The sequence below is a fragment of the Pseudomonas farris genome, from assembly GCF_019145235.1.
GTDB classification, from domain to species: Bacteria; Pseudomonadota; Gammaproteobacteria; order Pseudomonadales; family Pseudomonadaceae; genus Aquipseudomonas; species Aquipseudomonas farris.
Genome location: NZ_JAHSTV010000005.1, coordinates 62,572 through 88,408 on the forward strand (window position 1 = coordinate 62,572; position 25,837 = coordinate 88,408).

At 59.0% G+C, this 25,837-nt stretch carries 20 protein-coding genes; 10 read left to right on the forward strand and 10 right to left on the reverse strand.

The genetic code is table 11. The features are described from left to right. Positions 1–190: 190 nt before the first annotated feature. Both hrpA and aceK read right to left on the reverse strand, forming a co-directional pair. Positions 191–4,102, reverse strand: a complete 3,912-nt coding sequence (gene hrpA / locus KVG95_RS11600) for an ATP-dependent RNA helicase HrpA (RefSeq protein ID WP_217856562.1) — start codon at positions 4,100–4,102, stop codon at positions 191–193. A 232-nt stretch (positions 4,103–4,334) separates the two neighbouring features. Beyond that, positions 4,335–6,056, reverse strand: coding sequence for a bifunctional isocitrate dehydrogenase kinase/phosphatase (aceK, locus tag KVG95_RS11605; RefSeq protein ID WP_217856563.1), 1,722 nt, complete (start codon positions 6,054–6,056; stop codon positions 4,335–4,337). Positions 6,057–6,185: 129 nt separating this feature from the next. Here aceK and KVG95_RS11610 point away from each other — a divergent pair, with 129 nt between their 5' ends. Then, positions 6,186–7,094, forward strand: coding sequence for a DMT family transporter (locus KVG95_RS11610; protein WP_052966473.1), 909 nt, complete (start codon positions 6,186–6,188; stop codon positions 7,092–7,094). Between the two features lie 111 nt (positions 7,095–7,205). Here the strand turns inward: KVG95_RS11610 and KVG95_RS11615 are convergent, their stop codons facing one another. Further along, complete coding sequence (locus tag KVG95_RS11615) at positions 7,206–8,069, reverse strand: DMT family transporter (RefSeq protein WP_217856564.1); 864 nt, start codon at positions 8,067–8,069, stop codon at positions 7,206–7,208. 700 nt (positions 8,070–8,769) lie between these two features. On the opposite strand from KVG95_RS11615, the gene KVG95_RS30140 reads away from it, so the two are divergent. Both KVG95_RS30140 and KVG95_RS11625 read left to right on the forward strand, forming a co-directional pair. Then, positions 8,770–9,072: a hypothetical protein gene (locus KVG95_RS30140; RefSeq protein ID WP_367616746.1), complete on the forward strand. Its 303-nt coding sequence runs from the start codon at positions 8,770–8,772 to the stop codon at positions 9,070–9,072. A gap of 35 nt (positions 9,073–9,107) precedes the next feature. Next, on the forward strand, positions 9,108–9,269 hold the full coding sequence (locus tag KVG95_RS11625; RefSeq protein ID WP_217856565.1) for a hypothetical protein: 162 nt from the start codon (positions 9,108–9,110) through the stop codon (positions 9,267–9,269). 58 nt (positions 9,270–9,327) lie between these two features. Here KVG95_RS11625 and KVG95_RS11630 read toward each other — a convergent pair whose 3' ends face one another. After that, on the reverse strand, positions 9,328–10,266 hold the full coding sequence (locus tag KVG95_RS11630) for an aspartyl/asparaginyl beta-hydroxylase domain-containing protein (RefSeq protein ID WP_217856566.1): 939 nt from the start codon (positions 10,264–10,266) through the stop codon (positions 9,328–9,330). Between the two features lie 249 nt (positions 10,267–10,515). Beyond that, positions 10,516–11,490, reverse strand: coding sequence for a cysteine synthase A (gene cysK / locus KVG95_RS11635; RefSeq protein ID WP_052966470.1), 975 nt, complete (start codon positions 11,488–11,490; stop codon positions 10,516–10,518). Between the two features lie 126 nt (positions 11,491–11,616). Between cysK and KVG95_RS11640 the strand changes: the two genes are divergently transcribed. The 3 genes from KVG95_RS11640 to KVG95_RS11650 all read left to right on the forward strand — a co-directional run bounded on the left by KVG95_RS11640 (position 11,617) and on the right by KVG95_RS11650 (position 14,884). Then, the gene (locus KVG95_RS11640) at positions 11,617–12,690 is read left to right on the forward strand and encodes a DUF748 domain-containing protein (RefSeq protein WP_217856567.1); all 1,074 of its coding nucleotides are present in this window, start codon (positions 11,617–11,619) and stop codon (positions 12,688–12,690) included. A gap of 144 nt (positions 12,691–12,834) precedes the next feature. Beyond that, positions 12,835–13,680: an AAA family ATPase gene (locus KVG95_RS11645; protein ID WP_038979370.1), complete on the forward strand. Its 846-nt coding sequence runs from the start codon at positions 12,835–12,837 to the stop codon at positions 13,678–13,680. 25 nt (positions 13,681–13,705) lie between these two features. Next, positions 13,706–14,884: a vWA domain-containing protein gene (locus KVG95_RS11650; RefSeq protein ID WP_030132618.1), complete on the forward strand. Its 1,179-nt coding sequence runs from the start codon at positions 13,706–13,708 to the stop codon at positions 14,882–14,884. A 123-nt stretch (positions 14,885–15,007) separates the two neighbouring features. On the opposite strand, the gene KVG95_RS11655 is transcribed toward KVG95_RS11650, so the two are convergent. From KVG95_RS11655 to KVG95_RS11670, 4 genes are all read right to left on the reverse strand, one after another. Then, complete coding sequence (locus KVG95_RS11655) at positions 15,008–15,934, reverse strand: 5-oxoprolinase subunit C family protein (protein ID WP_217856568.1); 927 nt, start codon at positions 15,932–15,934, stop codon at positions 15,008–15,010. After that, positions 15,931–16,635 (reverse strand): 5-oxoprolinase subunit PxpB, encoded by a 705-nt coding sequence (pxpB, locus tag KVG95_RS11660; RefSeq protein WP_217856569.1) that lies wholly within the window; start codon positions 16,633–16,635, stop codon positions 15,931–15,933. The genes KVG95_RS11655 and pxpB overlap by 4 nt, the downstream gene beginning before the upstream one ends. After that, the gene (locus KVG95_RS11665; protein WP_217856570.1) at positions 16,632–17,384 is read right to left on the reverse strand and encodes a 5-oxoprolinase subunit PxpA; all 753 of its coding nucleotides are present in this window, start codon (positions 17,382–17,384) and stop codon (positions 16,632–16,634) included. The genes pxpB and KVG95_RS11665 overlap by 4 nt, the downstream gene beginning before the upstream one ends. Positions 17,385–17,462: 78 nt before the next feature. After that, a complete protein-coding gene (locus tag KVG95_RS11670) occupies positions 17,463–18,746 on the reverse strand; it encodes an MFS transporter (RefSeq protein WP_217856571.1) in 1,284 nt (427 codons plus the stop codon). A 173-nt stretch (positions 18,747–18,919) separates the two neighbouring features. Here KVG95_RS11670 and KVG95_RS11675 point away from each other — a divergent pair, with 173 nt between their 5' ends. The 4 genes from KVG95_RS11675 to KVG95_RS11690 all read left to right on the forward strand — a co-directional run bounded on the left by KVG95_RS11675 (position 18,920) and on the right by KVG95_RS11690 (position 25,210). Beyond that, positions 18,920–19,849: a LysR family transcriptional regulator gene (locus KVG95_RS11675; protein WP_217856572.1), complete on the forward strand. Its 930-nt coding sequence runs from the start codon at positions 18,920–18,922 to the stop codon at positions 19,847–19,849. A gap of 111 nt (positions 19,850–19,960) precedes the next feature. Continuing rightward, a complete protein-coding gene (locus KVG95_RS11680; protein WP_217856573.1) occupies positions 19,961–21,883 on the forward strand; it encodes an IucA/IucC family protein in 1,923 nt (640 codons plus the stop codon). Continuing rightward, a complete protein-coding gene (locus tag KVG95_RS11685; protein WP_217856574.1) occupies positions 21,873–23,084 on the forward strand; it encodes an MFS transporter in 1,212 nt (403 codons plus the stop codon). Before KVG95_RS11680 ends, KVG95_RS11685 begins: the two co-directional genes overlap by 11 nt. A gap of 14 nt (positions 23,085–23,098) precedes the next feature. Beyond that, positions 23,099–25,210 carry a TonB-dependent receptor gene (locus KVG95_RS11690; RefSeq protein ID WP_217856575.1) on the forward strand — a complete coding sequence of 704 codons (2,112 nt, stop codon included), beginning with the start codon at positions 23,099–23,101 and terminating at the stop codon, positions 25,208–25,210. A gap of 80 nt (positions 25,211–25,290) precedes the next feature. Here the strand turns inward: KVG95_RS11690 and KVG95_RS11695 are convergent, their stop codons facing one another. Further along, positions 25,291–25,833, reverse strand: a complete 543-nt coding sequence (locus KVG95_RS11695) for a DUF2937 family protein (RefSeq protein ID WP_217856576.1) — start codon at positions 25,831–25,833, stop codon at positions 25,291–25,293. Positions 25,834–25,837: the final 4 nt, after the last annotated feature.

Below are 25,837 nucleotides of genomic sequence, written 5' to 3' on the forward strand. Positions count from 1 at the left end.
AGAGCAACAGCATACGTGTGGGAGTCGGTGTGGCGAGGGGGCTTGCCCCCGTTCGGCTGCGTAGCAGTCGTAAAACCAGCGCACTCGGTATAACTGATACACCGGGGCCACAGGTTTGGGGCGGCTTCGCCACCCAACGGGGCGATGCGGCGTTCCGACAAGCCCCCTCGCCACACCGGCTCCCACAGGATCAAGGCTCGACCTGGCTCCATTGCTTGTTCAGGCGCTTGTCGGAGATCGGCACCTTGGTCCCCAATTGCTGAGCGAACAGCGAAACCCGGTATTCCTCCAGCCACCAACGATAGAGTTCCAGCTGCGGATCGCGCTTGCCTTCCTGGGCGTGTTTGTTGGCGCGGGTCTGGTATTGGCTCCAGAGCCCGGACAATTCACCGCTCCAGACCCGGTCTTTCTGCACCTGAGCGCCGAGTTTTTCGAAACGTTGCTCGACAGCCTTGAGGTAACGCGGCAGTTCCTTGAGCCACGGCATTGGCGTTTCACGCACGAACCCCGGATACACCAGATGGCTGAGCTGCTGCTTGATGTCGTTCAAGGCCACGGCTTGCGCCAGGTCGATCTTGCCCTTGAAGCGTTTTTGCAAGCCGTGCCACAGCTTGAGAATCTCCAGCGTCAGCTTGGCCAACCGTTCGGCGTGCTCGGTCCAGCCACCGCGTTTACGCTCAGCCAGCGACGCCAGTCCGGCACCATCGCGTGGCAATGGGTCTTCACCGTCGAGAATGCAGCTGTCGAGACTGGCCAGCAGAATGTCTTCCACCAGGCTGTCGACACGCCCCATGTCGCGGTACATCAGGCCCAACTCGGTCAGCCCCGGCAACTTGCCGCGCAGGAACTTCGCCGGTTCCGCCAGTTGCTGCATCAGCAAGCGCTGCAGGGCCCGGCGATGCTGGAATTCAGCTTCGGCCGGGGTCGAGAATCGACCTTCCTTGACCGTACCGCCCTCTTCTACCAGCGCCGGATACACCGTCATCGATAGCCCGGCGATTTTCTGCTGGGTTTTCTCAGCCACGGCGGCAAAGACTTTCGGCTCCACCGGTTGTTGGCTCTTCGCCGTTTGCGGCACCGCCAACGCAGCCTGACTGGCCTCGGCAAAGCGTGCGGTCAGCTCGGCCAAGTCACGGCCTTCACCGAGGAACTTGCCCTGGCCATCGACGATTTCCAGGTTCATCCGCAAATGGCTTTCGACCTGCTGCGAGGCTTCGGCCCACGCCTCATCGCTGACCCGCGCGCCGGTCATGCGCAGCAACTCGCGGCCCAGCGCCAAAGGCAACGAGCCCTCGGCAAACGTGATGCGCTGCAACGCGGCTTTGACGAAGTCCGGCACCGGCACGAAATTCTTGCGCAGGGCCTTGGGCAGGTTGCGCACCAGCGCAATGCACTTGGCCTCGATCACCCCCGGCACCAGCCATTCCAGACGTTCCGGCGGCAGCATCGGCAACAGCGGCGCCGGCACGCGCAAGGTCACGCCATCACGCGGATGGTTGGGCTCGAAGTGATAACTCAGCGCCAGTTCCAGATCGCCGATGTGCAGGGTGTCCGGGTAATGCGCGGCGGTGACTTCACTGGCTTCGCGGGCCAGCACGTCTTCTTCGCGCATGATCAGCAACTGTGGGTCTTTCTGACTGTTGACCCGGTACCAGCTGTCGAAGGTGGCGGTCTGGTGGATCTCTGCCGGCAGTCGTGCATCGTAGAAGGCGAACAAGGTCTCTTCGTCGGCGAGGATGTCGCGGCGGCGCGCCTTGGCTTCCAGTTCGTCGAGCTGTTCCAACAACTGTGCATTGGCGGACAAACACTTGGCTTTGGATTGAATCTCGCCGCGCACCAGGCCTTCGCGAATGAAAAACTCACGAGAAACCACGGGATCGATTGGGCCGTAATGCACCGGCCGACGACCGACCACGATCAACCCGAACAGAGTAATTTGCTCGAAAGCCACGACCTGACCGCGCTTCTTCTCCCAGTGGGGTTCGAAGTGGTTTTTCTTGATCAGGTGCCCGGCCAGCGGCTCGATCCAGTCAGCGTCGATCTTGGCGACCATCCGCGCGTAAAGCTTGGTGGTTTCCACCAGTTCGGCGGTCATCAGCCATTGCGGACGCTTCTTGCCCAGGCCCGACGATGGGTGAATCCAGAAGCGCCGTTGACGAGCACCGAGGTAATCGCCGTCTTCGGTTTTCTGGCCGATCTGGCTGAGCAATCCGGAGAGCACGGCTTTGTGCAGTTTCGGGTAATCCGCCGGCTCTTTGTTGAGGCTCAACTGCATGTCGCGGCAGATCAGGCTCAACTGACGATGGGAGTCACGCCACTCGCGCAGGCGCAGGTAATTGAGGAAATTCTTGCGGCACCAGTTGCGCAGCGGACTGGCGGTCAGGGCCTGGCGCTGCTCTTCAAAACCACGCCACAGATTGACCAGCCCGGCGAAATCCGAGTCCACGTCTTTCCACTGGGCGTGGGCCTGATCCGCCGCTTGTTGACGCTCCGGCGGACGTTCGCGCGGGTCCTGAATCGACATGGCGCTGGCGACGATCAGCACTTCCTGCAAGCTGCCCAGTTTCGCCGCTTCCAGCAGCATGCGGCCCATGCGCGGGTCCACCGGCAACCGCGCCAGTTGGCGACCGAGCGGCGTCAGTTGACTGTTGCGGTCCACTGCCGAGAGTTCTTGCAGCAGGTTGAAACCGTCGCTGATGGCCTTGCCGTCCGGCGGCTCGATAAACGGGAAATCGGTGATCTCGCCGAGGCGCAGATGGAGCATCTGCAGAATGACTGCTGCGAGGTTGGTACGGAGGATTTCCGGGTCGGTAAATTCCGGGCGGCCGATGAAATCTTCTTCGCTGTAGAGGCGGATGCAAATGCCCGGCTCGACCCGCCCGCAACGACCTTTGCGCTGGTTGGCGCTGGCCTGGGAAATCGCTTCGATGGGCAGGCGCTGGACCTTGGCGCGGTAGCTGTAACGGCTGATGCGCGCGGTGCCGCTGTCGATCACGTAACGAATGCCCGGCACCGTCAGCGAGGTTTCCGCGACGTTGGTCGCCAGCACCACGCGACGCCCAGGGTGCGACTGGAAAATCCGCTGCTGCTCGGCCGGCGACAGTCGCGCGTACAACGGCAGAATTTCGGTGTGTTTGAGCTGGGCCTTGCGCAGCATGTCGGCGGCGTCGCGAATCTCCCGCTCGCCGGGCAGGAACACCAACACGTCGCCTGGGCTCTTGCGCTCACTGCGTTCGAACGCGGCGATCTCGTCGAGGGTAGCGAGGATCGCCTGATCCACCGTCAGGTCATCCTCGACACGGTTACCCTCCTCGTCCTGCTCCAGGGTCAGCGGGCGATACCAGGTTTCCACCGGAAAGGTGCGACCGGAGACTTCGACGATTGGCGCATCGTCGAAGTGCTTGGAAAAACGCTCCAGGTCGATGGTCGCCGACGTGATGATGACTTTCAGGTCCGGACGACGCGGCAGCAGGGTTTTCAAGTAACCGAGCAGGAAGTCGATGTTCAGGCTGCGTTCGTGGGCTTCGTCGACGATGATCGTGTCGTAGCGTTCGAGGTAGCGGTCGTTCTGGGTTTCCGCCAGCAGGATGCCGTCGGTCATCAGTTTGATCAGGGTGTTGGAATCGCTCTGATCCTCGAACCGCACCTGATAGCCGACCAGCGCGCCCAACGGCGTCGCCAATTCTTCCGCGACCCGGCTCGCCACGCTGCGCGCGGCGATTCGACGGGGCTGGGTGTGGCCGATCAAGCCGTGCTGGCCGCGGCCGATTTCCAGGCAGATTTTCGGCAACTGGGTGGTTTTACCCGACCCGGTTTCGCCGGCAATGATCAGCACCTGATGCTTGAGCAGCGCCTCTTTGATTTCGTCGCGCTTGGCGGCGATCGGCAGGCTGTCGTCATAACGAATCACTGGCAGGCTGGCCCGCCGCGCCAACACCTGATCGCAAGACGCCTGCGTGCGCGTCACCCACTGGGCCAGTTTGGCCTCGTCAGGTTTCTTGCGCAGCTCAAGCAACTGCCGCCGCAGCCGGTGGCGGTCGGCGAGCATGGCGTGATCGAGGTTTTTCAGCAGTTTGTCGATTGAAGGCGATTCGTCAGTCATCAGGTACGCAAAAGTCGTCTAGTGGCGCAGGGGGCGGATTGTCGCAGATTTGAACGCATGGCGACGAATGCAACCTGCTTTTGTGGCGAGGGAGCTTGCTCCCGTTCGGCTGCGAAGCAGTCGTAATCCTGTCATCGCGGTTTGCCTGAAGCTCCGAGATGAATGGTTTTGGGGTCGCTTCGCGACCCAGCGGGAGCAAGCTCCCTCGCCACAGTGTGTTCACTCAGGTGGGCTACTCGTTATCGAGACCCTTGCGCCGATACGGGAACACATCAATCACCTTCCCCGCCCGAATAGCCTCCTGCAAACTCTTCCAGTAATCAGCGTTGTACAACTCACCGTGCAACTGATCGAACAACCTTCGTTGCCCCGAATCGGCAAACAGAAACGGTGGAAACTCTTCAGGAAACACATCCAGTGGCCCGATCGAGTACCACGGTTCGGAGGCCATTTCGTCTTCCGGTGTACGCGGTTGCGGGATGTGGCGGAAGTTGGCTTCAGTCAGGAAGCAGATCTCGTCGTAGTCGTAAAACACCACCCGCCCGTGACGGGTGACGCCAAAATTCTTCAGCAACATGTCGCCGGGGAAAATGTTCGCCGCCGCCAGTTGCTTGATCGCCAGACCGTAGTCCTCCAGCGCCTCGCGAACCTGCGCCTCGTTGGCGTGTTCCAGATAGAGGTTCAACGGCGTCATCCGACGTTCGGTCCAGCAGTGGCGAATCAGCACCGTATCACCTTCCAGCGATACCGTGGACGCGGCCACTTCAAGCAATTCGTCCAGGCAAGCCGGCTCGAACTTGCTCAAGGGGAAACGGAAGTCGGCGAACTCCTGGGTATCGGCCATGCGCCCGACCCGGTCGACGCTTTTCACCAGGCGATACTTTTCGATCACCGTGGCGCGGTCGACGTTTTTCGACGGTGAGAAGCGATCCTTGATGATCTTGAAGACTGTGTTGAAGCCCGGCAGGGTAAACACGCTCATGACCATGCCGCGCACGCCGGGGGCCATGATGAACTGATCGTCGGTGTTGGCCAGGTGATTGATCAGCGCCCGATAAAACTCGGACTTGCCATGCTTGTAGAAGCCGATCGAGGTATACAGCTCGGCGATGTGCTTGCCCGGCAGGATGCGCTTGAGAAAGCCGATGAATTCCGCCGGCACCGGCACATCGACCATGAAGTACGATCGGGTGAAGGAGAAGATGATCGACACTTCCGCCTCGTCGGTGATCAGCGCATCGATCTGGATGCCCCGGCCTTCGCGGTGCAGCAGCGGAATCACCAGCGGCCATTGCTCGTCGGGGGTGTAAATGCGCCCCACCAGGTACGCACCCTTGTTGCGATAAAGCACCGAGGAAAACAGCTCGACGCTCAGCTCCGGGTCCTTGCAGACCCAGTCCGGCAGGTTCTCGCGCAATTGCGCTTCGAGGCGGCGCAGGTCGCCGGCCAGATCGGCGTAATCTTCGCTGAATCGGTAGTCGGCAAAGATGCTCGTGAGCATGCCCGACAACTGCCCCTGCGGCTTGTAGGTGCGGGTTTGCGCGGCCCGGGCCCGGCGCAGGCTCGGCCGCGTGGTGTGGATAAACATGCAGCCGTCGCTGATCAGGTCATGGCTGAACAGCCCGCAGAAAATCGAGTTGTACCAGGTCTCGGACAGTTCATCGTCGAAGCGCAGGTCGATCAGGCTAATGTAAGCGCTTTTGACCAGCGGCCAGTTGCTGACGTCCATCAGCACCTCGGTCGCGAACGACGCATGCAAGCGCCCTACCGTTTCGCCGACCTTTTCTTCATAGAGGTTGATTCGCGCCGCCGACGCGACTTGCGTTTCCTGCCACTGGGCCTGCTCGAAGCGGGTTCGGGCGCCGTCGGTGATCTGACGGAAATGCTCACGGTAATCGTCAAAGCCATCGAGGATCATTCGGGCGATGTCGGCGGCTGGCCATTGCTGCGGCATAGGTAAAACCTCGGCGGCTGTTCTTGTCGTTGGAGCCTGAGCTTAGTGGCCCTGTGTGACGCAACGCAACCATTGCCTTGTGCCCTGACTGGCGCGACACTTGCGCGCCAATCAAGGAAGGAAAGTGCTGTGAACCCCGTCGATATCCTGCGTATGTTGTCGCTTGCCGCCATTTGGGGTGCGAGCTTTCTGTTCATGCGCGTTATTGCCCCAGTGATTGGCACAATCCCCACAGCTTTTTTTCGCGTGTCGATTGCCGCCGTCGGGCTGCTGGTGATCCTTGGGCTGATGCGCATTAGCTGGGATTTCAAAGGCAAGCTCAAGACGGTGATGCTGCTCGGGATGATCAACTCCGGGATTCCAGCAACCCTCTATTCCGTGGCCGCCCAAGTGCTGCCGGCCGGTTACTCGGCGATTTTCAACGCAACCACGCCTTTGATGGGGGTATTGATCGGGGGCCTGTTCTTCCATGAAAAACTCACCGCCGCCAAGTTGGGCGGGGTATTTCTCGGCCTGTTCGGCGTCGGCATCCTCACCAGGGCCGGGCCAGTGGCGTTCAACCTGGAACTGCTGATGGGCGCACTCGCGTGTCTGATGGCCACCACCTGCTATGGCTTTGCCGGGTTCCTCGCCCGGCGCTGGCTCGACCATGCCGGCGGCCTCGACAGTCGCCTTTCAGCGCTGGGCAGCATGCTCGGCGCGACGTTGTTGTTGCTGCCGTTGTTTGGCTACAGCGTGATCAGCCAGCCACCGGCGAGCTGGGGCGGCTGGAATGTCTGGTTGTCGTTGCTGGGGTTGGGTTTGGTATGCACGGCCTTTGCCTACATTATTTACTTCCGTTTGCTGACTTCGGTTGGCCCGGTGAAATCCATGACCGTGACGTTCATGATCCCGCCGTTCGGCGTGTTGTGGGGGGCGCTGCTGCTGGATGAGCCGTTGTCGATGGCGCATCTTTATGGCGGGGTGTTGATAGCGGTGGCGTTGTGGTTGGTGTTGAAGCCGGCGGTGGTGAAACCGGTTGAAGTAGTTGCTCGGTAGTGCTGCTGACAATGCCATCGCGAGCAAGCTCGCTCCCACAATGGATCGGTGTCACGACGAAGATCCAATGTGAGAACGGTGCCCGAAGCAATGCTCCGGGCCTTGTTTGACTCAAGCAGTTTTACGGAAGACGAACACCAGACCAATGATAATCAGCAGCATGCCGAGCATACTCAATGCCGCCAGGCGGTTGCCAAAAATCAGGAAGTCCATGACCGCCGTCACCGCCGGCACCAGGTAAAACAGGCTAGTGACATTCACCAGATTGCCTCGTGCAATCAGCCGATACAGCAGCAGTGTCGCCAGCACTGATACCACCAACCCCATCCACAACACCGGCACGATGAATCCTGTGCTGTGTTCGACGTGAAACGGCTGGAACGGCACGAAGATCCCGCAAAGCAACAACCCCGCCAGATACTGCACCGGCAGTGTGCCGAGGGGATTATCGGTGATGCGTTTCTGCATGATCGAGCCGAAGGTCATGCTCGCCAGCGCCAGCAAACCGAAGAGCATGCCCGCCAAAGACATGCCGGCCAGACCGATACCCTGATAGACCACCATGATCAACCCGGCCAAGCCTAGCGCCAGACCGAAGATCCGGCTTATTGATCGGTGCCGCTCCATGATCACTACGGTGAGAATCGGTTGCACGCCCATGATGGTTGCCATCATGCCGGGCGTCACCTTCAGGTCCAGGGCCAGCAGATAGAAAATCTGATAAGCCCCCAGCAACACCACGCCCGTGGCCATCGCATACAACATCGGCTTGCCGCCCTTGGGCAGTTTCAACTTGAGTAACGGTGCCAGCAGCACCAACCCGCACAGGGCGATGGCGAAGCGAACCAGCAGAAAGGCAAAGGGTGACGCATGGGCCAGGCCCCATTTGGAGAAGATCGCCCCGCTGCTCCACAACAAAACGAACAGGCTCGTGGACGCCGCCGCGAGCGCGGATTTTTTCGAAAGGACAAACATGAATACCACCTGTAGTCAGGCAAAAAGCCAACTCAGCCGAAGCTGAAATTCAGTAGTTTTTTCAGGCGCTTTTTCAGACAGGCAGGGGAGCAGCAGAAAAAAGCTGATCAGCCCGAGAAGCCAACGCCTGGCGGTGATACGACTGCGCACACCGGCGTGCTACTGACAGGTGGGGGGTAATGACTGATCTGCGCAGGCTGCTGATTCCCGCACGGCACGACGCCAGCGTTGACCGCTGAATCGACTACCGAGTTGATGGGGGAAGCTGGCATGGGCTGATCTTTTTTGATGGGTGAAGGGGTGGTTCAGGAAACCACCGAGGGCCGACTATAACCACCGTGTGACATGGATTGCAATGACTTGGACAAAGGGCCAGTAAAGACAGCCAGGGAAGTGCTGCTTACTCTGGGAGAAATGGAATCGCCCATGATGGGGGACATGGAATGCAAGAGATCAAATGCCCAGGGAACGGACTCATCTTCGGTATTAGTTGTATCGGTCAAGGGCTAGAAAGCTGGCTGGTATTAGTACTGCCCAACTGCAACATGAACTGGAGCTAGCCGGCCCAACGGCCCTCGACTTATCCAGGGTACGCTTCGAAGCGATCGACACGCAGGCACTGGATGCTTGTGAGCTCTGGGATGATCCACACTTTTCATGGAATGAGGTTGTTGGGTGGAAAGCGAGGGAGCCATTGGCATTGGACATCGCCATCTGGTTCGATGAAGAACTGTGCGGACTATGCTTCGCAAACCCAAACAACAGCCGGCGACGAATCCGTATCGTGCGATTGGAGGGACGTCCAAGAGAGGTCCATCCTCTAAAGAACCGTATTGCGCCATTGGCCATATTGGTCATTGAACAGTACGCCCAAATGATCGGCGGCAGGTTCATCGAGGTTCAGGAGCCGCTGGAGGGTGCGATTTCTATTTATCAACAACTCGGCTTTTACTTCGATGCTGAGGACCGACTTGTCAAAGCTGTGGAGAGCCTAGTATCGTGAAAACTGTTCAATTAATAACCAATAGCGGAGGGAATATGCGCAAAGTGATTAAAAAGTCCCCCACAAGGAAAAGCTCGCCCCCAACAGAAAATAAAACCATTGCTGTAGAGCTGACAGCCAGTCAGCGGCGCATTCTGCAGGTTGTTGCGACGGGTACCGAAACTGAAGAGCCTAGTCTGCTCGCCGGGCGTCCCTAAAACTTGCGGGCACAAAAAACCGCTCCCAAGGAGCGGTTTTTTCATTCAGTAATCGACTTCAACCAAACAACCAATACCCCAACAACGTCAACACCACCACCGCCAGCACCGGCCGCAGTACGCGGTAGGCCTTGGGGTTACGACGCTTCCACTGTTTGACCATACCGCTGATTTTGTCGCTGAAGCGCTTGCTCCAGGCATAGACCTGGTTGATCCCGCCAACGCGTTCATCGTCAAGGTTCTGGGGTGCAGTGGCGCGCCCCAGCAAGCCGCTTATCGAGCGGTTGATGCGGGTCATAAGACGGTTGCTCAGCGGTCGCTCGATGTCGCAAAACAGGATGACCCGGGTTTGCTCGGTTTCGTTCTTGACCCAGTGCACGTAGGTCTCATCGAACATCACATCTTCGCCATCACGCCAGGCATAAACCTGACCGTCGACGAAGATGCGGCAATGATCGGAATTCGGCGTCGACAGCCCCAGGTGATAACGCAGAGAGCCGGCGAATGGGTCGCGATGCGGGTTGAGGTGACTGCCACCGGGCAGTAGCGCAAACATCGCGCCTTTGACATTGGGAATACTGCTGACCAACGCCACGGTTTTCGGGCACATGATTTCGGCCGATGGCAGCGGTCTGTCGTACCACTTGAGATAGAAGCGCTTCCAACCCTTTTTGAAGAACGAGCCGAAACCGGCGTCGTTGTTCTTTTCGGCGGCACGAATAAAACCCTCGTCAAACAAGTGCATGGCTTCGTCGCGAATAACTTCCCAATTGTCCTTGAGCACATCCAGTTCGGGGAACTTGCTGCGGTCCAGGTAGGGTTTGGATGGCACGCTGGAGAACAGGTACATCAGGGCGTTATAGGGTGCAAACAGGGCCGAGTGATTGACGAACTGACGCAGAACCGGCAAACGCGCTTTGCCACGCAAGTGCACATAGAGTGTGCTGCCGAGAAACAGCAACAACACCGACGCCTTCGCCACAAAGGAAAAGTTCATCTACAACTCCTTGATAGTAGGTAACTTTGCACAACGCCATTTACCCGACGTGGCAGTCGGCCATGATCCACATTACCGGCCTCGGGAAAAACCCGCATAACTCACATTCAGTGTTAAGGATTACGCAATAAACACTTATTAACACAAGGTACCTGAACGGGGGCTGACCTGAATCACCCCCCTTTCAGACGAGAATCAAAAGCAAGATTCAAAAGATCGTCCGAACGCGGCCCGAACCTTCGGCAGCTCCTACTGTTTATTCTCCTGTTCGGTGAACAAATCACTGAACAGCATGCTCGACAGGTAGCGCTCGCCAGAATCGGGCAGGATCACCACGATGGTCTTGCCCTGCATTTCCGGGGTTTCCGCCAACCGCACAGCCACCGCCATGGCGGCACCGCACGAGATACCGCTCAAAATCCCCTCTTCCTGCATCAGGCGCAGGGCCATCGCCTTGGACTCATCGTCGCTGACCAGTTCGACCCGATCGACCATCGACAGGTCCAGGTTCTTCGGCACAAAACCAGCGCCGATGCCCTGGATTTTGTGAGGGCTCGGTTTGATCTCTTCCCCGGCGATTGTCTGGGTTATCACTGGAGACACCAGCGGCTCCACCGCCACCGAGATTATCGGCTTGCCCTGGGTATTCTTGATATACCGCGAAACTCCGGTAATGGTTCCACCTGTTCCGACACCCGCCACCAGTACGTCGACGGCACCGTCGGTGTCATTCCAGATTTCCGGCCCGGTGGTTTTTTCGTGGATGGCCGGGTTGGCCGGGTTTTCGAACTGCGCCGGCATGTAGTAGGTCGATGGATCACTGGCGAGGATTTCGGCGGCCTTCTCGATCGCGCCTTTCATGCCTTTGGCCGGCTCCGTCAACACCAGTTCGGCGCCAAGGGCTTTGAGCACCTTGCGCCGTTCGATGCTCATGGATGCGGGCATGGTCAATACCAGTCGATAACCGCGGGCGGCGGCAACGAACGCCAGGCCGATGCCGGTATTGCCCGAAGTCGGTTCGATGATGGTCATGCCGGGCTTGAGTTTACCGCTGCTTTCGGCCTCCCAGATCATGTTCGCGCCGATCCGGCACTTGACCGAATAACCGGGGTTGCGCCCTTCGATCTTGGCCAGGATGGTGACACCGCGCGGGGCGATACGGTTGATTTGCACCAGCGGCGTATTGCCAATGGAATGGGCGTTGTCAGCATAAATACGGCTCATGGCTGGGTCCTTATACAGCGTTGAATTAGCTGTCCAAGGTATGCCTGTTACCCGTGGTCGTCCAGTCAGTCGAACGTCCGCTTAGCCCCGCAGTCAATCGCTTTATACCGCCAGAGATTTGCCGCCATGAAGCGTCGATACAGTTGGCCCCTGTGGACCCTCGCCGGCCTTGTTGTGCTGCTGGTTGCCCTGCACATCGCGCTGCCCTACATCGTGCGCGATTACCTCAACGAGAAACTGGCGGACATGGGTGACTACAGCGGGCAGATTACCGATGTAGACCTGGCCCTGTGGCGCGGTGCTTACAAAATCAACGGACTGAAAATCGTCAAGGTCAATGGCAAGGTCCCCGTACCTTTCGTCAACGCCCCCTTGATTGACCTCTCCGTCAGCTGGCACTCGCTCTGGTACGACCATGCCGTGGTGGCCGAGGCGCAGTTCGACAAACCCGAGGTGAATTTCGTCGACGGTGCCACCAAGAAAAACTCCCAGACCGGTCAGGGCACCGACTGGCGGGCACAATTGGAAAAATTGCTGCCGATAACCCTGAACGAAGTGCGGATCAACGACGGGCGGGTCACCTTTCGAAACTTCAATTCAAAACCGCCGGTGAACATGAATGCCACCCAGGTTAATGCCAGCATTTACAACCTGACGAATGTGGTCGATACCAAAGGCAAACGCGACGCCCGTTTCGATGGCAAAGCGCTGTTGCTGGGGCATGCACCGCTGGAAACCCTGGCGACCTTTGATCCATTTAGCAATTTCGAAGACTTCGAATTCCGCCTACGCGCCAAGAACCTTGAACTCAAACGCATGAATGACTTCGCCTCGGCTTACGGCAAGTTCGACTTCAATTCCGGCCATGGTGACGTGGTTATTGAAGCCGAAGCCAACAAGGGCCAACTCACTGGCTACATCAAGCCGCTATTGCGGGACGTCGATGTGTTCAATTGGCAACAGGACGTGGAGAACAAAGACAAAGGGATTTTTCGCTCCATCTGGGAAGCACTCGTCGGTGGCACCGAGAATGTGTTGAAGAATCAACCGAAAAACCAGTTCGCGACGCGCGTCCAGCTCAGAGGCAGCGTACATCAGAAAGATATCAGCGCATTCGAGGCGTTTTTGCAGATTTTACGTAATGGTTTCATTCAGGCGTTCAATGCCCAGTACGAACGACCCAAGCCGGATACGGACTGAGTCAAGATGTGACGCCCCATTCAGAGACTGAATAAGTCGTCTGCGTTCACAGTCGACCGGGCAGCGCGTTATAGTCGAGCCTGACAATTTATTGCGCCCCGCCCTGCCTCGTTCAGGTCGGCGTTACCGTTCGAGGATTAGCAGATGAAGTTCGAAGGCACCCAGGCCTACGTCGCCACCGATGACCTGAAGCTGGCGGTCAACGCCGCTATTACTCTGGAGCGGCCACTGCTGGTCAAGGGCGAGCCGGGCACCGGCAAGACCATGCTCGCCGAGCAACTGGCCGAGTCCTTCGGCGCCAAGTTGATTACCTGGCACATCAAGTCCACCACCAAGGCACATCAAGGTTTGTACGAGTACGACGCGGTCAGTCGCCTGCGGGACTCGCAGCTGGGTACGGAGAAGGTCCACGACGTTCGCAATTACCTGAAAAAGGGCAAACTCTGGGAAGCTTTCGAGTCCGAAGAGCGGGTGATTCTGCTGATCGACGAAATCGACAAGGCCGACATCGAGTTTCCTAACGACCTGCTGCAAGAACTCGACAAGATGGAGTTCTACGTTTACGAGATCGACGAGACCATCAAGGCCAAGAAGCGCCCGATCATCATCATTACCTCCAACAACGAGAAAGAGCTGCCGGACGCCTTCCTGCGCCGCTGCTTCTTTCACTACATCGCCTTCCCGGATCGCGTCACGATGCAACGGATCGTCGACGTGCACTACCCGAACATCAAGAAAGACCTGGTCAGCGAAGCGTTGGACGTGTTCTTCGATGTGCGCAAAGTGCCGGGCCTGAAGAAGAAGCCATCGACCTCCGAACTGGTGGACTGGCTGAAGTTGTTGATGGCCGACAATATCGGCGAAGCGGTGCTGCGCGAGCGCGATCCGACCAAGGCCATTCCGCCACTGGCAGGCGCCCTGGTTAAGAACGAACAAGACGTGCAATTGCTTGAGCGCCTGGCGTTCATGAGCCGTCGCGGCTCTCGCTAAGCCCCGATAGAGAGAGGCGATCGCCATGCTGCTCAACCTGTTCAATGAAATGCGTGCAGCCAAGGTGCCGGTCTCGGTACGTGAGCTGCTGGACCTGATCAACGCGCTGAAACAGCGCGTGACCTTCGCCGACATGGACGAGTTCTATTACTTGTCACGGGCGATTCTGGTGAAGGACGAAAAGCATTTCGACAAGTTCGACCGGGCGTTCGGTGCCTATTTCAATGGCCTGGAAAAGCTCGACGATCACCTCCAGGCATTAATCCCGGAAGACTGGCTGCGCAAGGAATTCGAACGTTCCCTGACCGATGAAGAGCGGGCCGCGATCCAGTCCCTGGGTGGGCTGGACAAGCTGATCGAAGAGTTCAAAAAGCGCCTGGAAGAACAGAAAGAACGCCATGCCGGCGGCAACAAGTGGATCGGCACCGGCGGCACCAGCCCGTTTGGCTCCGGTGGCTTCAACCCCGAAGGCATTCGGGTCGGCGACGCCGGCAAGCGTCAAGGCAAAGCGGTCAAAGTCTGGGATCAGCGCGAGTACAAGAACCTCGACGATTCGGTCGAACTGGGCACGCGCAACATCAAGGTCGCTCTGCGGCGCCTGCGTAAATTCGCCCGTCAGGGCGCAGCGGAAGAACTCGACATCGACGGCACCATCGACCACACCGCGCGCGATGCCGGGTTGCTGAACATCCAGATGCGTCCGGAGCGCCGCAACACCGTCAAGTTGTTGCTGCTGTTCGACATCGGCGGCTCGATGGACGCCCACGTGAAGATCTGCGAAGAACTGTTCTCGGCCTGCAAGACCGAGTTCAAGCATCTGGAGTACTTCTACTTCCACAACTTTATTTATGAATCGGTGTGGAAGAACAACATGCGCCGTACCTCCGAGCGCACCGCCACCCAGGACCTGCTGCACAAGTACGGCGCCGACTACAAAGTGATCTTCATCGGCGACGCCGCCATGGCGCCCTATGAAATCACCCAGGCCGGTGGCAGTGTCGAGCACTGGAACGAAGAAGCCGGTTACGTGTGGATGCAGCGCTTCAAGGAAAAGTACAAGAAGCTCATCTGGATCAACCCGTACCCGAAAGACACCTGGGGCTATACCTCGTCGACCAATATCGTGCGGGATTTGATCGATGACCAGATGTATCCGCTGACGTTGCGGGGGTTGGAGGAAGGGATGCGGTTTTTGTCCAAGTAAAGATTGTTGTTGTCTGTGATGCCGCCTTCGCGAGCAAGCCCGCTCCCACATTGGATATTCGTCGTACACAAACTCTGTGTCCGCTGGAGATCAAATGTGGGAGCGGGCTTGCTCGCGAAGCTTTTAGCTATTCAGGAATCGCCGCAAATACTCAACGTGTTCCCGATGAGCGACATCCTGCACCACCGGCTTCAACCGCACCTTCGTCCCCGGCAAACACTGCGCCAATCGCGCCAATGCCAACGGCGTCAACGCCCCCAGTCGCGGATAACCGCCAATGGTCTGTCGATCATTGAGCAGCACAATCGGCTGCCCGTCCGGCGGCACCTGGACCGCGCCCAGCGGGATGCCTTCGGAAATCATCGGCTTGCCCTGATACTGCAACGCCGTTCCCAACAGGCGAATACCCATGCGGTCGGCGCGGCTGTCGAGGGTCCAGACGCTGTTGAACGCGTCGAACAAACTCTGCCCGCTGAACTCGCCGATCTGAGCACCGAGCACCAAGTCCAGCGGCGCATTGAGTTTGAAATTCGGTACTTGTTCGGGCGCCAACTCCCCCAGTAGTAGCAGCGAACTCCCCGAATAGCTCAACTGCGCATCTTTGGCCAACGCCCGCCCCATGCCATCCAGCCCACCGAGTTCCTCACGGACCACCGTTGCGCTACTGCCCAACACCTTTGGCGCATCAAATCCGCCCGGGGCTGCCAAATAAGCCCGAGCACCAAGCAGCGGCTGAGTGAATTGCAATTGCTGACCTTTGTTCAGCCTAAAACTGCGCCACGGTGCCAATGCCTCGCCATCCAACTGCGCCCCCAGATCCGCTCCGGCCAACGCCAGCACGCAATCTTCCTGGGCAACGACCGTAAACCCGCCAAGGGTGATTTCAATCACCGATGCATCCAGCCCATTGCCCAGCAGCCAATTGGCCCACGACATCGATCGCCAATCCGCCGCCCCGCCCTGGGTCACGCCCAAATGCCGCACGCCGAATCGCCCGGCATCCTGCAACAGACACAAGGGCGTACTTGCTTCAATCGTCAGTCGGCTCATGCCAGGGCCTCCAACGGCGTGTCATCACCGCCCAGATTGATGAACTCGGCATGGCTGACTGCTTCGAAGCGCACGGTGTCGCCCGGTTGCATCAGGCTGTAGCCGTCGCGCTCGCGGTCGAACAATTTGGCAGGGGTGCGGCCGATCAGGTTCCAGCCGCCGGGAGACACCACCGGATAAGCCGCCGTCTGGCGTTCGGCGATACCCACACTGCCGGCAGCCACTTTTTTGCGCGGAGTATTCATACGCGGTGCAGCCAATATTTCCTCCACCAATCCCATGAAAGCGAACCCCGGTGCGAAGCCCAATGCGAACACCTGATACTCATGTTCGCTGTGGCGACGGATCACCTCCTCCACCGTTAATCCACTGCGCTGAGACAGCAACGTCAGTTCCGGGCCGACACTCAAGTCATACCAGACCGGCAACACATGGCATTTACCGCTAGTGCGAGCGTTGGGGGACAGATCGATCAAGGCTTCAGCAATCAATTCCCGCGCCTGGGCCGGATTCAGCGACATCAAATCGTAATGCACCATCAACGTCGTGTAGGACGGCACCAGATCGATCAAATGGCTGGCGAACGCTTCTCGCAAACGCTCGCTGGCGGCGAGCATCCACGGCATGTTGGCTTCGCTGATTTCATCGAACAGACGCACCATCAGGCAATCCAGCGCCACCACTTCCACCCGTGGTTTCATGATGCGCTCTGCTGATTCAAGGCTTCGCGAATGCGCTGCACGGCGGCCACCGAACTGGCGTTATCGCCGTGTACGCACAAGGTGTTGGCCTGCAAGTGCAAGGCGCTGCCATCGCTGGCCGTGAGGTTGTCACCGCGGGCAATGATCAGCGCCTGTTCGATGATTTTCTCGGGATCGTGATGCACGGCTCCCGGCAGTTGCCGCGAAACCAGCCTGCCTGCGCTGTCGTAAGCGCGATCGGCGAAGGCTTCGAACCACAATGTCACGCCATATTCATCGCCAAGTTGCTGCGCGGCACGGTTGTCGCGGGTCGCCATCAGCATCAACGGCAAGCTCCGATCATAGGCTGCCACGGCCTGAATCACCGCGCGAAGTTGCGCCGGGTTGGCCATCATGTCGTTGTACATCGCGCCATGGGGTTTGACGTAACTCACCCGCCCGCCCTGCGCCCGACAGATGCCATCGAGGGCGCCGATCTGGTAATGCAACAGGTCCTGCAGTTCCTGGGCGGTGTAAGCCATGGATCGGCGACCGAACCCCACCAGATCCTGATAGGCCGGATGAGCACCAATCTGCACGCCGTGGCCCAAAGCCAGGCTGACGGTCTTGCGCATGATGCTCGGGTCGCCGGCGTGGAAGCCACAAGCGATGTTGGCGCAGTCGATGAAGGGCATGACCTCGGCGTCCAGACCCATGGTCCAGTTACCGAAACTCTCGCCGATGTCGCAGTTCAATAGCAGGCGGCTCACGGTGAACACTCCTGTAGGCTTTTATCTTCTTAGCTGAAGGACATATGCCCCTCAGATTATCAGTTACCGGATATTCGGTTATTGAGCGTCGAGTTGCTTGCCACGGGTTTCCGGCAGGCTCAGGGCCGCCAGGATCACTACCCCGTAGGACACCGCCGCGAAGGCCCCGATTCCCACACTCAGTGGCACCTTCTGGCTGAGCAAGCCGATCAACAGCGGGAACAACGCCGCCAATGCCCGACCAATGTTGTAGCAAAAACCCTGGCCCGAGCCGCGAATCCGCGTCGGAAACAGCTCAGTCAAAAACGCGCCCATGCCGCTGAAGATCCCCGAAGCGAAGAAGCCCAGGGGGAAACCCAGCCAGAGCATCACGCCGTTGCTGACGGGCAATTGGGTGTACAGCAGAACAATGGTGAATGAGCCGACCGCGAACAGAATGAAATTCTTTTTACGACCAAGGATGTCAGTCAAATACGCGCTGATCACGTACCCGACGTAGGACCCGACGATCACCATCGCCAGATAGCCACCGGTGCCGAGTACGCTCAAGCCCCGTTCGTTTTTCAGAAACGTCGGCAGCCAGGAAGTGATCGCGTAGTAACCGCCGAGCGCGCCGGTGGTCAGGATCGACGCGCGGATCGTGGTGAAAAGGATGCCCGGGGCGAAAATCTCGTAGAACTTGGCCGGGTTGCTTGGCTCTTCCTTGGCTTTGGCTTCGCGGTAGATTTCCGGGTCCTTGACCAGGCGGCGGACGAAGATCACGAAAACCGCCGGCACGATGCCAAGGATGAACAATGCCCGCCAGGCGTCTTCCGGCGGTAATACGGAAAATAGCAGCGCATACAGAATCGCCGTCAGCCCCCAACCCAACGCCCAACCCGATTGCACCATGCCGACGGCTTTGCCACGGTCCTTGGCGCGAATCACTTCGCCCATCAACACCGCGCCAGCGGTCCATTCACCGCCGAAACCGAAGCCCATCAACGTGCGGCTGATCAACAGTTGTTCGTAGTTCTGGGCGAAGCCGCAGAGGAAGGTGAAGAACGCGAACCAGAGCACCGTCAGTTGCAGGGTGCGCACCCGGCCGATGCGGTCAGAGAGAATCCCCGCGACCCAGCCACCGATAGCCGAAGCGATCAGGGTGCTGGTGTGAATCAGCCCGGCTTCGCCAGTGGTGATGCCCCACATGGCAATCAGGGTCGGCACCACGAAACTGAGCATCTGGGTGTCCATGCCGTCCAGGCCATAGCCGATCTTGCAGCTCCAGAACGTACGACGTTCCTGCTTATTGATGTTGTGGTACCAATCGAAGGGTCCCGGGCGAGCCGTGGCTTTGGGAATGAGGGTGTCGGGCGCACTCATGGCAAGTCTCCGTGCAAATTTTATTGGTATTGTTCTGAGCCCCGACGACGCCTATCGTGGGAACCGGATGTGCCGATTTTTGGGCCGCCGGCCCTGCTGCGTCCAACTAATAAAACCCCGCCCTAGACATAAGAAAACCTTATCCGACGGGCTAAGCCCCAAGAGCTGATCCCATGAACCTGAAGTTTCTCGAGACCTTTGTCTGGGTCGCCCGACTCAAGAGTTTCCGCCTGACGGCAGACAAACTCTTCACCACCCAGGCGTCGATTTCCAGCCGCATTGCCGTGCTCGAAGGCGAGCTCGGGGTGAAGCTGTTTCTACGCGATTCCCGCGGTGTGAGCCTGACACCCGAAGGCTTGAAAGTGCTCGAATACGCCGAGCAGATGATGGATACGATGCAGGCGCTCAAGCAGTCGATCGAGACGCGTTCGAGTAAGGTCGGGCGGATCCGGATTGGCGTCATGGACACCGTGATCCACACCTGGCTCAGCCCGTTGGTGGCGCAGATGATGGATCACTATCCGCTAGTGGAAATCGAACTGGTGGCCGATACCGCGCTCAACCTCTGCGATCAGCTGCAAAAAGGCTTTCTCGATCTGATCCTGCAAACCGACCTGTTGCGCCAGGAAAGCGTGCGTAGCCTGGAGCTGGCCAGTCATCCGATGGGCTGGATCGTCGCCAGCAATTCCATCTACAACCGCGAGTATTCAGGTGTCGCCGACCTGGCGCGGGAGCGGATCATCACCTATTCGAAAAACTCCCATCCTCATCAGGACATCTTGAGCCTGATGCAGGCCAACGGGGTCATGGCCCCACGGCTGAACTGCGTGAATTCAGTGTCGGCGATTACCCGTTTGCTGAGGGACGGCTTCGGCATTGGCGCGTTACCGCCGGTGCTGGTGGCCGAGGAATTGGCGCGGGGGGAATTGACCTTGCTGGCCATCGATCAGCGGCCACCGAATTTGCAGGTGGTGGTGTCGTGGCGGGTTGGCGTGGAATGGGTCGAAGAAATCGTGGCGTTGTGTCAGCAAGTCGTGGAGCGCTATGCGCATAAGGTGGGCGAGCAGTACGTCGTCTTGAGCAAACCACAGGCACGCATCTGAAGGACATTTCCCAAACTCTAAATATGAACCACTATCATTTGCATTATTTTTTCAAGCCGGTATTCTCTGCGCGCTTTCAGCTAAACAATTGTCCAGAAGGAGTCGGACCTGATGCGCGGCTATACGCAAAAACAGCAACAATTGCTCGCTCACTGGAGCGAAGCTCTTGGCACGCAGGCTTTCCAGTCCCACCGCATCACGCTCGATCATTTGAGCAATGCCCTGGAGCCCGCCGCCCAACGCTGTTTCCAACGCCTGATCCAGGCGCTGTTTCGTGAAGATCTGATCAACCCTGACACCTGCGAATACGACGACTCTAGCCGCTGCTGGCTGCCACTTGGCGATGGCGCGCATCTTTGCTTCGAGCACTTGTCCGGCGGCAGAATGAACAGCTGGGACGTACGCGGCAGCATCGTCTTGCATACTCCCGACAGACTGCCCCAAAAAATCCAGTTGCCCAGCGAACTGCTCGCACACCTGAGCACTCAGCTCAACCCGCCAGCCTCCCCGCAGGTACTGGAACGTCTGGCCCGGGAGCTGGATGACAGCTTCAGCAACGACACCCTGTGCCTGGCGTTTCACCATGGATGGACCGAGCGCCTGAGAGAGCAGATCGACACCGAGTACGAGGATAATCTGCTCGCTTGGCTCAAAGCCGGCCCCGGCCACCAGAACCCTACGTCATTGCTCGAACAGTGGGGCACGCTCGGCCATCCATGGCACCCGAACTACAAGACCAAACTGGGCTTGAGCGCCGCGCAGGTCATCGCTTTCTCGCCTGAATTCGAAGCCAGTTTTCCGATCGTGCTGTGCGCCCTGCACCGCCAGTACGCACACGTCGAAGCGCTGGCTGGCACCGCCGATTACTGGGACTGGTGGCAAGGTCACTTCCCACAGGCCGCCGAGCAATTGCAACGCCATTTGCAGCAGCTGGGTCTGGAAGCAAAGGACTATCTCCCGCTCCCGTCGCACCCATGGCAAGCCCATGAAGAGCTGCCGCATTCGTTCGCCAACGAGATCGCCGATAACCTGCTGATCATCACTGACATCGTGGCGTTTACCGGTCACCCGACCATGTCGTTCCGCACGGTCCTGCCGCAGGCCAGTCGCGTGGCACCGATGGTCAAACTGCCGGTGGCTTTGCGACTGACCAGCGTGCAGCGCACCGTGTCGCCGCGCTCCGCCCGGATGGGTCCGCGCATCAGCCAACTGGTATTGGATATTCTCGATCAAGAGCCGCAGATTCAGCGTCTGCTGAACATCGTTCCAGAGCGCATCGGCGTGCACTACGCCCCCCTGCCGACCGATGACGAGCGCTCCCGGCATGTTGCTGTGCTGTATCGCGATAACCCGCTTACCCTCCTGCAAGAAGGCGAGTTGGCGGTGCCGGTCGGCAGCCTGTTCGCCGTCAACGAATTTGAACAACCGTTGCTGCGTGATTGGGTAAAACTGGCTCAGGGCAGTGACGATAGCAAGGCCATGCTGGCGTTCTTCGATGATTACCTGTCGATTGCCGTACCGAGTCTGTTGGGCATTTATTTGATGTATGGGGTGGCGTTCGAAGCGCATCAGCAAAACAGTTTCATGGTGATGGGCGCTGATGGGCAGTTGAATCGGCTGCTGTTGCGTGATTTCGGCGACGTTCGTATCGATCGTAAAACCCTGCACGCCAAGGGTCTGGATATCCAGTTGCACGATCCGAAAATGACCCTGTATGACGACTCCGGTTTTGTCCGCGACAAACTCCTGCACACCACCTTCATGTGCCACCTTGGTGAGCTGACGTTGCTCTGTGCCCGCCACTGGAATGTGCCGGAAAATATCCTTTGGGAGAAATTGGCATCGCACGTTGCGCAATGCTTCGAGACCTTGCGCGAGCGCGTTGAACCGGCACGTTGGGAAAGCGAGCGCCAGGCCTTGCTGGAACAGGATTGGCCCGCCAAATCGTTCATGCGCATGCGCTTGCTCGACAGTCATGCAGACATCGTCGGACGCCTGAGTAACCCGCTGCGACCAAACGCCCATGCTCGCTGACGGTCGCGCTTTGCGACTACTGATCGTCATCCAGTTTGTCTCCATGGGCGCAATGGAAATGAGCGGCCCGTTCTGGCCCTTGCAGATCCAGCATCTGCTCGGGCCGGAGGGCGCCGGCTACACCGCGCTGTTATCGGCGATGGTCTATGCCGGTCCGATGCTGGCGGCCATGCTCCTGACGCCCATGTGGGGCCGGTTGGGTGATCGCACCGGGCACAAACCGATGATTGTCCGGGCGTTGCTGGCACTCGCGCTGTGCCAAGGGTTGGCGGCCATCACCCTCGACCCGTGGCTGCTGGTGGGTATTCGCGTGATGCAAGGCGCATTGGCCGGTTTTCTCGCTGCCGCGCAAGCCTATGCCCTGGCCTGCTGCGACAGTTCAAGACGGGGTCAAACCCTGGCCCGCCTGCAATCGGCCACCGCCGTCGGCTCATTGATCGGCCCCGTGCTGGGTGGCTGGCTGATGGACGTCTCGGGGTTTTCCCTGCTCTGTTATGGCGCGACGGCGATTTGCCTGCTGTGCGCACTGGGGAGTTTTTTCCTGCCGGCCGACAAGGCTCGGATCACGAAGAAAAAAGCGGTTGAACCGGTTGCCCTGCCCAAAGGCTGGCTCGGTGGAATCCTGTTGGTGATCGTCTTGATTCAGGCCGCGAAGATGATGCCGCAGTCGTTCTACGCGCTGTACGTCGCGAACATTCTGCATGCCCCAAGCTGGCTGATCGGCGCCACCTACGCGGCGAGCGCCGCGACCCTGGCCATTTCCGCACCGCTGTGGGGACGCCTGTTCGACCGCTGGCAGCCGGCCCACACCTTGCGCGTCATCGAAGGCGTGGCCTGGCTGTGTGCCCTGACGCTGGCGGCCACGGCATTGGCCAACGAATGGCTGGGGTTTCTCGTCAGTCGCCTCGTCTGGGGTCTCTGGCAAGGCGCCCTGCTGCCCGTCGCCTATGCACTGATCGCCAACACCATTTCCGAAAACCAGCAGGGCTTCGCGCTCGGCCTGGGCAACAGCGCGGCAAAGGCTGGCGCTCTGCTCGGTGTCGTCCTTGGCGGGATCGGCATGGGCCTGGTCGGCCTGGCTCACAGCTTCTGGCTGGTGGCGCTGACTTACGCCATCGCCGCCATCGGGATCCGCTGGGTACGCTCGTTCAACGCCACGCCTGACCGCTCGACCTTATCTCCCCACACTTATCACAACTAAAAAAAGACCACGTCATGATCCGAACCAAGCTCTCCCTTCTGATCCCGCTGCTCGGTACCTTCAGCGCCCAGACCTGGGCCGAGGATACCGAGCAGCAGCCCGGCACCTTGAACATGCAAGCCACCGTCGTCTCCGCTACTCGCAGTGAAGCGAGCATTGCTTCGATTCCGGGCTCGGTCCAGGTGATCGACGAACAGCAGGTCCGTGAACAGAGCGGCGCGGGCCGCCGGGTCTCCGACATCCTCGGGCAATTGGTCCCCGGCCTTGCGCCGGCCAGCGGCGGGATGAGCAACTTCGGTCAGACCCTGCGCGGGCGCAACATGCTGGTGTTGATCGACGGCGTATCGCAGAACGCCACGCGCGATAACTACCGCCAGCTCAACAGCATCGCCCCGGCCAGCATCGAACGCATCGAAGTGATTTCCGGTGCCAGCAGCATCTACGGTGCCGGTGCTTCAGGCGGCATCATCAACATCATCACCAAGCGCAATCAGGGCCAGGACATTGCCTACAGCAGCAAACTGGGCCTGACCAGCGGCAACAACCTCAACCGAAAAGGCTTCGCCTACGAAGCCTTTCAGAGTGCGACGGGGCGCAAGGATGCCCTGGACTGGTACGTCTCCGCCGACCTGACTCAGCGTAACGATCAGTTCGATGGCAACGGCAATCGCATCCCTCAGGACACTTCCCAGGGCAGCAACATGGACACCGAAACCTATGACCTGCAAGGTCGTTTCGGTTACGAACTGGATGCCGACAAAAAACTTAGCCTGTCGCTGCAGGACTACAAGGACCAGCAGGACACTGGCTACACAAAAGACCCGACAAACCGGCAGGAAGCCGTGGCGGTCAAAGGGCTGAAACTCGACGACCAGCCCTATACCCATAACCAGGCGGTCAACCTCAACTACACCGACAAGGACTTCTACGGTCAGGGCCTGCAACTGGAAAGCTACTGGCGCCGCGCCGATGCACTGTTCTTTCCGGACCTGTCGCGAGGCAGGGCCGGGATCTCCGACAACAACAGTGTGCAGGATGTCTACGGCCTGCGCGCGGCCATCGACACACCGCTGCCGGCGATCGGGAGTGCCACGGGCAATCTGGTCTGGGGCGCCGACTATGATAATGAGCGTTCTCGCCAACGAGGTGACCAATACACGCTCAATGGCCTGAACTACACCAAGACCGGCACCACCTACGAGCTGGGCCCGGACATCGAAACCACCACCAAATCGCTGTTTGGGCAGATGTCTTGGGACATTGGTGACTGGACCTTGCGTGGCGGTGTGCGCCGTGAATGGATCGAAAGCGACGTCTCCGACAGCATTGCTTATGGTCAGATCGTCCAGACCGGCGTACGCGCAACGCTGCCCGGTGACACGCTCAAATACGATGCCACCCTGTACAACCTGGGGGCGGTCTACCACCTGAGTGAAAACCAGGATGTCTTCGCCAATTACAGCCAGGGGTTTTCGCTACCGGATATCCAGCGCTTCATGCGTGATGTCAGCAGCACCTTCGACATCCAGAGTCTCAACGCCCAGGCCATCAAGGTCGACAGTTACGAGCTGGGCTGGCGCGGTAACTGGGACCAGTGGCAGGCCGACGTCACCGTGTACGAAAACACCTCGGACGTGACCCAGTTCTACGATGCCAATGATCGCGTATTGCGCCTGATCAACCAGAAAGAGCGAGTTCGCGGCATCGAAAACAGCCTGACCTACCGCGCCACCGATCGCTGGTCGGTGGGTGGCACTTATGCCTGGGCCAAAGGCGAGACCGAACAGAACGGCAAATGGATCGATCTGCCGGCTACGCGCATCTCACCGGCCAAGACCACACTGTTCGTTGGCTACACCGAAGACGACTACACCCTGCGCCTGCAAGGCATGCATTTGTCCAGTTACGACGCCGCCGCCAAGGACAACAACGGGCGCGAGATCGAAGGCTATACGCTGGTGGACCTGCTCGGCTCGGTGCAACTGCCGGTCGGTCGTCTTGAAGGCGGCGTGTACAACCTGACCAACCGCACCTACCAGAACCTGTTCACCCAGGCCAACGCCAGAGCGCCGTACGCCAACGCCGAAGGCCGCACGCTGAGCATGAGCTACTCGGTCGATTGGTAAAAACCGGAGCCGGCTTGCCAGCGATGCGATCTGCCAGGCATTCGTGTCGCGGCAATCGCCGGCAAGTTGGCTCTACAGGGTTACAGCCCCCGTACATCCCGGTCTTCGATCGGCCGGCTCTGGCGCAAACGCTTGCCGCCCAGCACCACCCAGTCGATCAGTCGGAACAGGCATTCAATGCCGAACGACAGCAGCAACGCGCCGCTCATGCCCCAAATCATCGCTTCCGGCGTTAGCAGGATCTGGTAGCTGTAGCCGTTCCAGGTTTCTTTGCGAATATCCGGGTCGGCGGCCAGGGCCACTTGCAGGACGCGGATGTACCACTGGCCCTGCATGGCCTGGAATTGCTTGTCGAGGGCCAGTTGACGGGTGAGCAAGGTGCTCAGGCTGTCGGCATCGCTGCGAAAGATCGGATCTTCGCTGGCACGGTAATGGGCCACGAGCGCCTGCATGTCACCCTTGAAAAACTGATTGGCAGTGCCCTGAAAACCGCTCAAACCGGTCTGTGCCTCAATCAGATGCGCCTCGACCCGCTTGGCATAGTCACTGATGAACCCAGGCACCTGGACACCGATCAACAGGCCCGCCGCGAACAACACCAGCCGTAGATAACTGAGCAACATGGGG

Excerpts from the sequence above, each read along its gene's own strand:
- hrpA (WP_217856562.1), bottom strand. The coding sequence starts at position 4,102 with ATGACTGACGAATCGCCTTCAATCGACAAACTGCTGAAAAACCTCGAT.
- aceK (WP_217856563.1), bottom strand. The coding sequence starts at position 6,056 with ATGCCGCAGCAATGGCCAGCCGCCGACATCGCCCGAATGATCCTCGAT.
- KVG95_RS11615 (WP_217856564.1), bottom strand. The coding sequence starts at position 8,069 with ATGTTTGTCCTTTCGAAAAAATCCGCGCTCGCGGCGGCGTCCACGAGC.
- KVG95_RS11625 (WP_217856565.1), top strand. The coding sequence starts at position 9,108 with ATGCGCAAAGTGATTAAAAAGTCCCCCACAAGGAAAAGCTCGCCCCCA.
- KVG95_RS11630 (WP_217856566.1), bottom strand. The coding sequence starts at position 10,266 with ATGAACTTTTCCTTTGTGGCGAAGGCGTCGGTGTTGTTGCTGTTTCTC.
- cysK (WP_052966470.1), bottom strand. The coding sequence starts at position 11,490 with ATGAGCCGTATTTATGCTGACAACGCCCATTCCATTGGCAATACGCCG.
- KVG95_RS11640 (WP_217856567.1), top strand. The coding sequence starts at position 11,617 with ATGAAGCGTCGATACAGTTGGCCCCTGTGGACCCTCGCCGGCCTTGTT.
- KVG95_RS11645 (WP_038979370.1), top strand. The coding sequence starts at position 12,835 with ATGAAGTTCGAAGGCACCCAGGCCTACGTCGCCACCGATGACCTGAAG.
- KVG95_RS11650 (WP_030132618.1), top strand. The coding sequence starts at position 13,706 with ATGCTGCTCAACCTGTTCAATGAAATGCGTGCAGCCAAGGTGCCGGTC.
- KVG95_RS11655 (WP_217856568.1), bottom strand. The coding sequence starts at position 15,934 with ATGAGCCGACTGACGATTGAAGCAAGTACGCCCTTGTGTCTGTTGCAG.
- pxpB (WP_217856569.1), bottom strand. The coding sequence starts at position 16,635 with ATGAAACCACGGGTGGAAGTGGTGGCGCTGGATTGCCTGATGGTGCGT.
- KVG95_RS11670 (WP_217856571.1), bottom strand. The coding sequence starts at position 18,746 with ATGAGTGCGCCCGACACCCTCATTCCCAAAGCCACGGCTCGCCCGGGA.
- KVG95_RS11675 (WP_217856572.1), top strand. The coding sequence starts at position 18,920 with ATGAACCTGAAGTTTCTCGAGACCTTTGTCTGGGTCGCCCGACTCAAG.
- KVG95_RS11680 (WP_217856573.1), top strand. The coding sequence starts at position 19,961 with ATGCGCGGCTATACGCAAAAACAGCAACAATTGCTCGCTCACTGGAGC.
- KVG95_RS11685 (WP_217856574.1), top strand. The coding sequence starts at position 21,873 with ATGCTCGCTGACGGTCGCGCTTTGCGACTACTGATCGTCATCCAGTTT.
- KVG95_RS11690 (WP_217856575.1), top strand. The coding sequence starts at position 23,099 with ATGATCCGAACCAAGCTCTCCCTTCTGATCCCGCTGCTCGGTACCTTC.
- KVG95_RS11695 (WP_217856576.1), bottom strand. The coding sequence starts at position 25,833 with ATGTTGCTCAGTTATCTACGGCTGGTGTTGTTCGCGGCGGGCCTGTTG.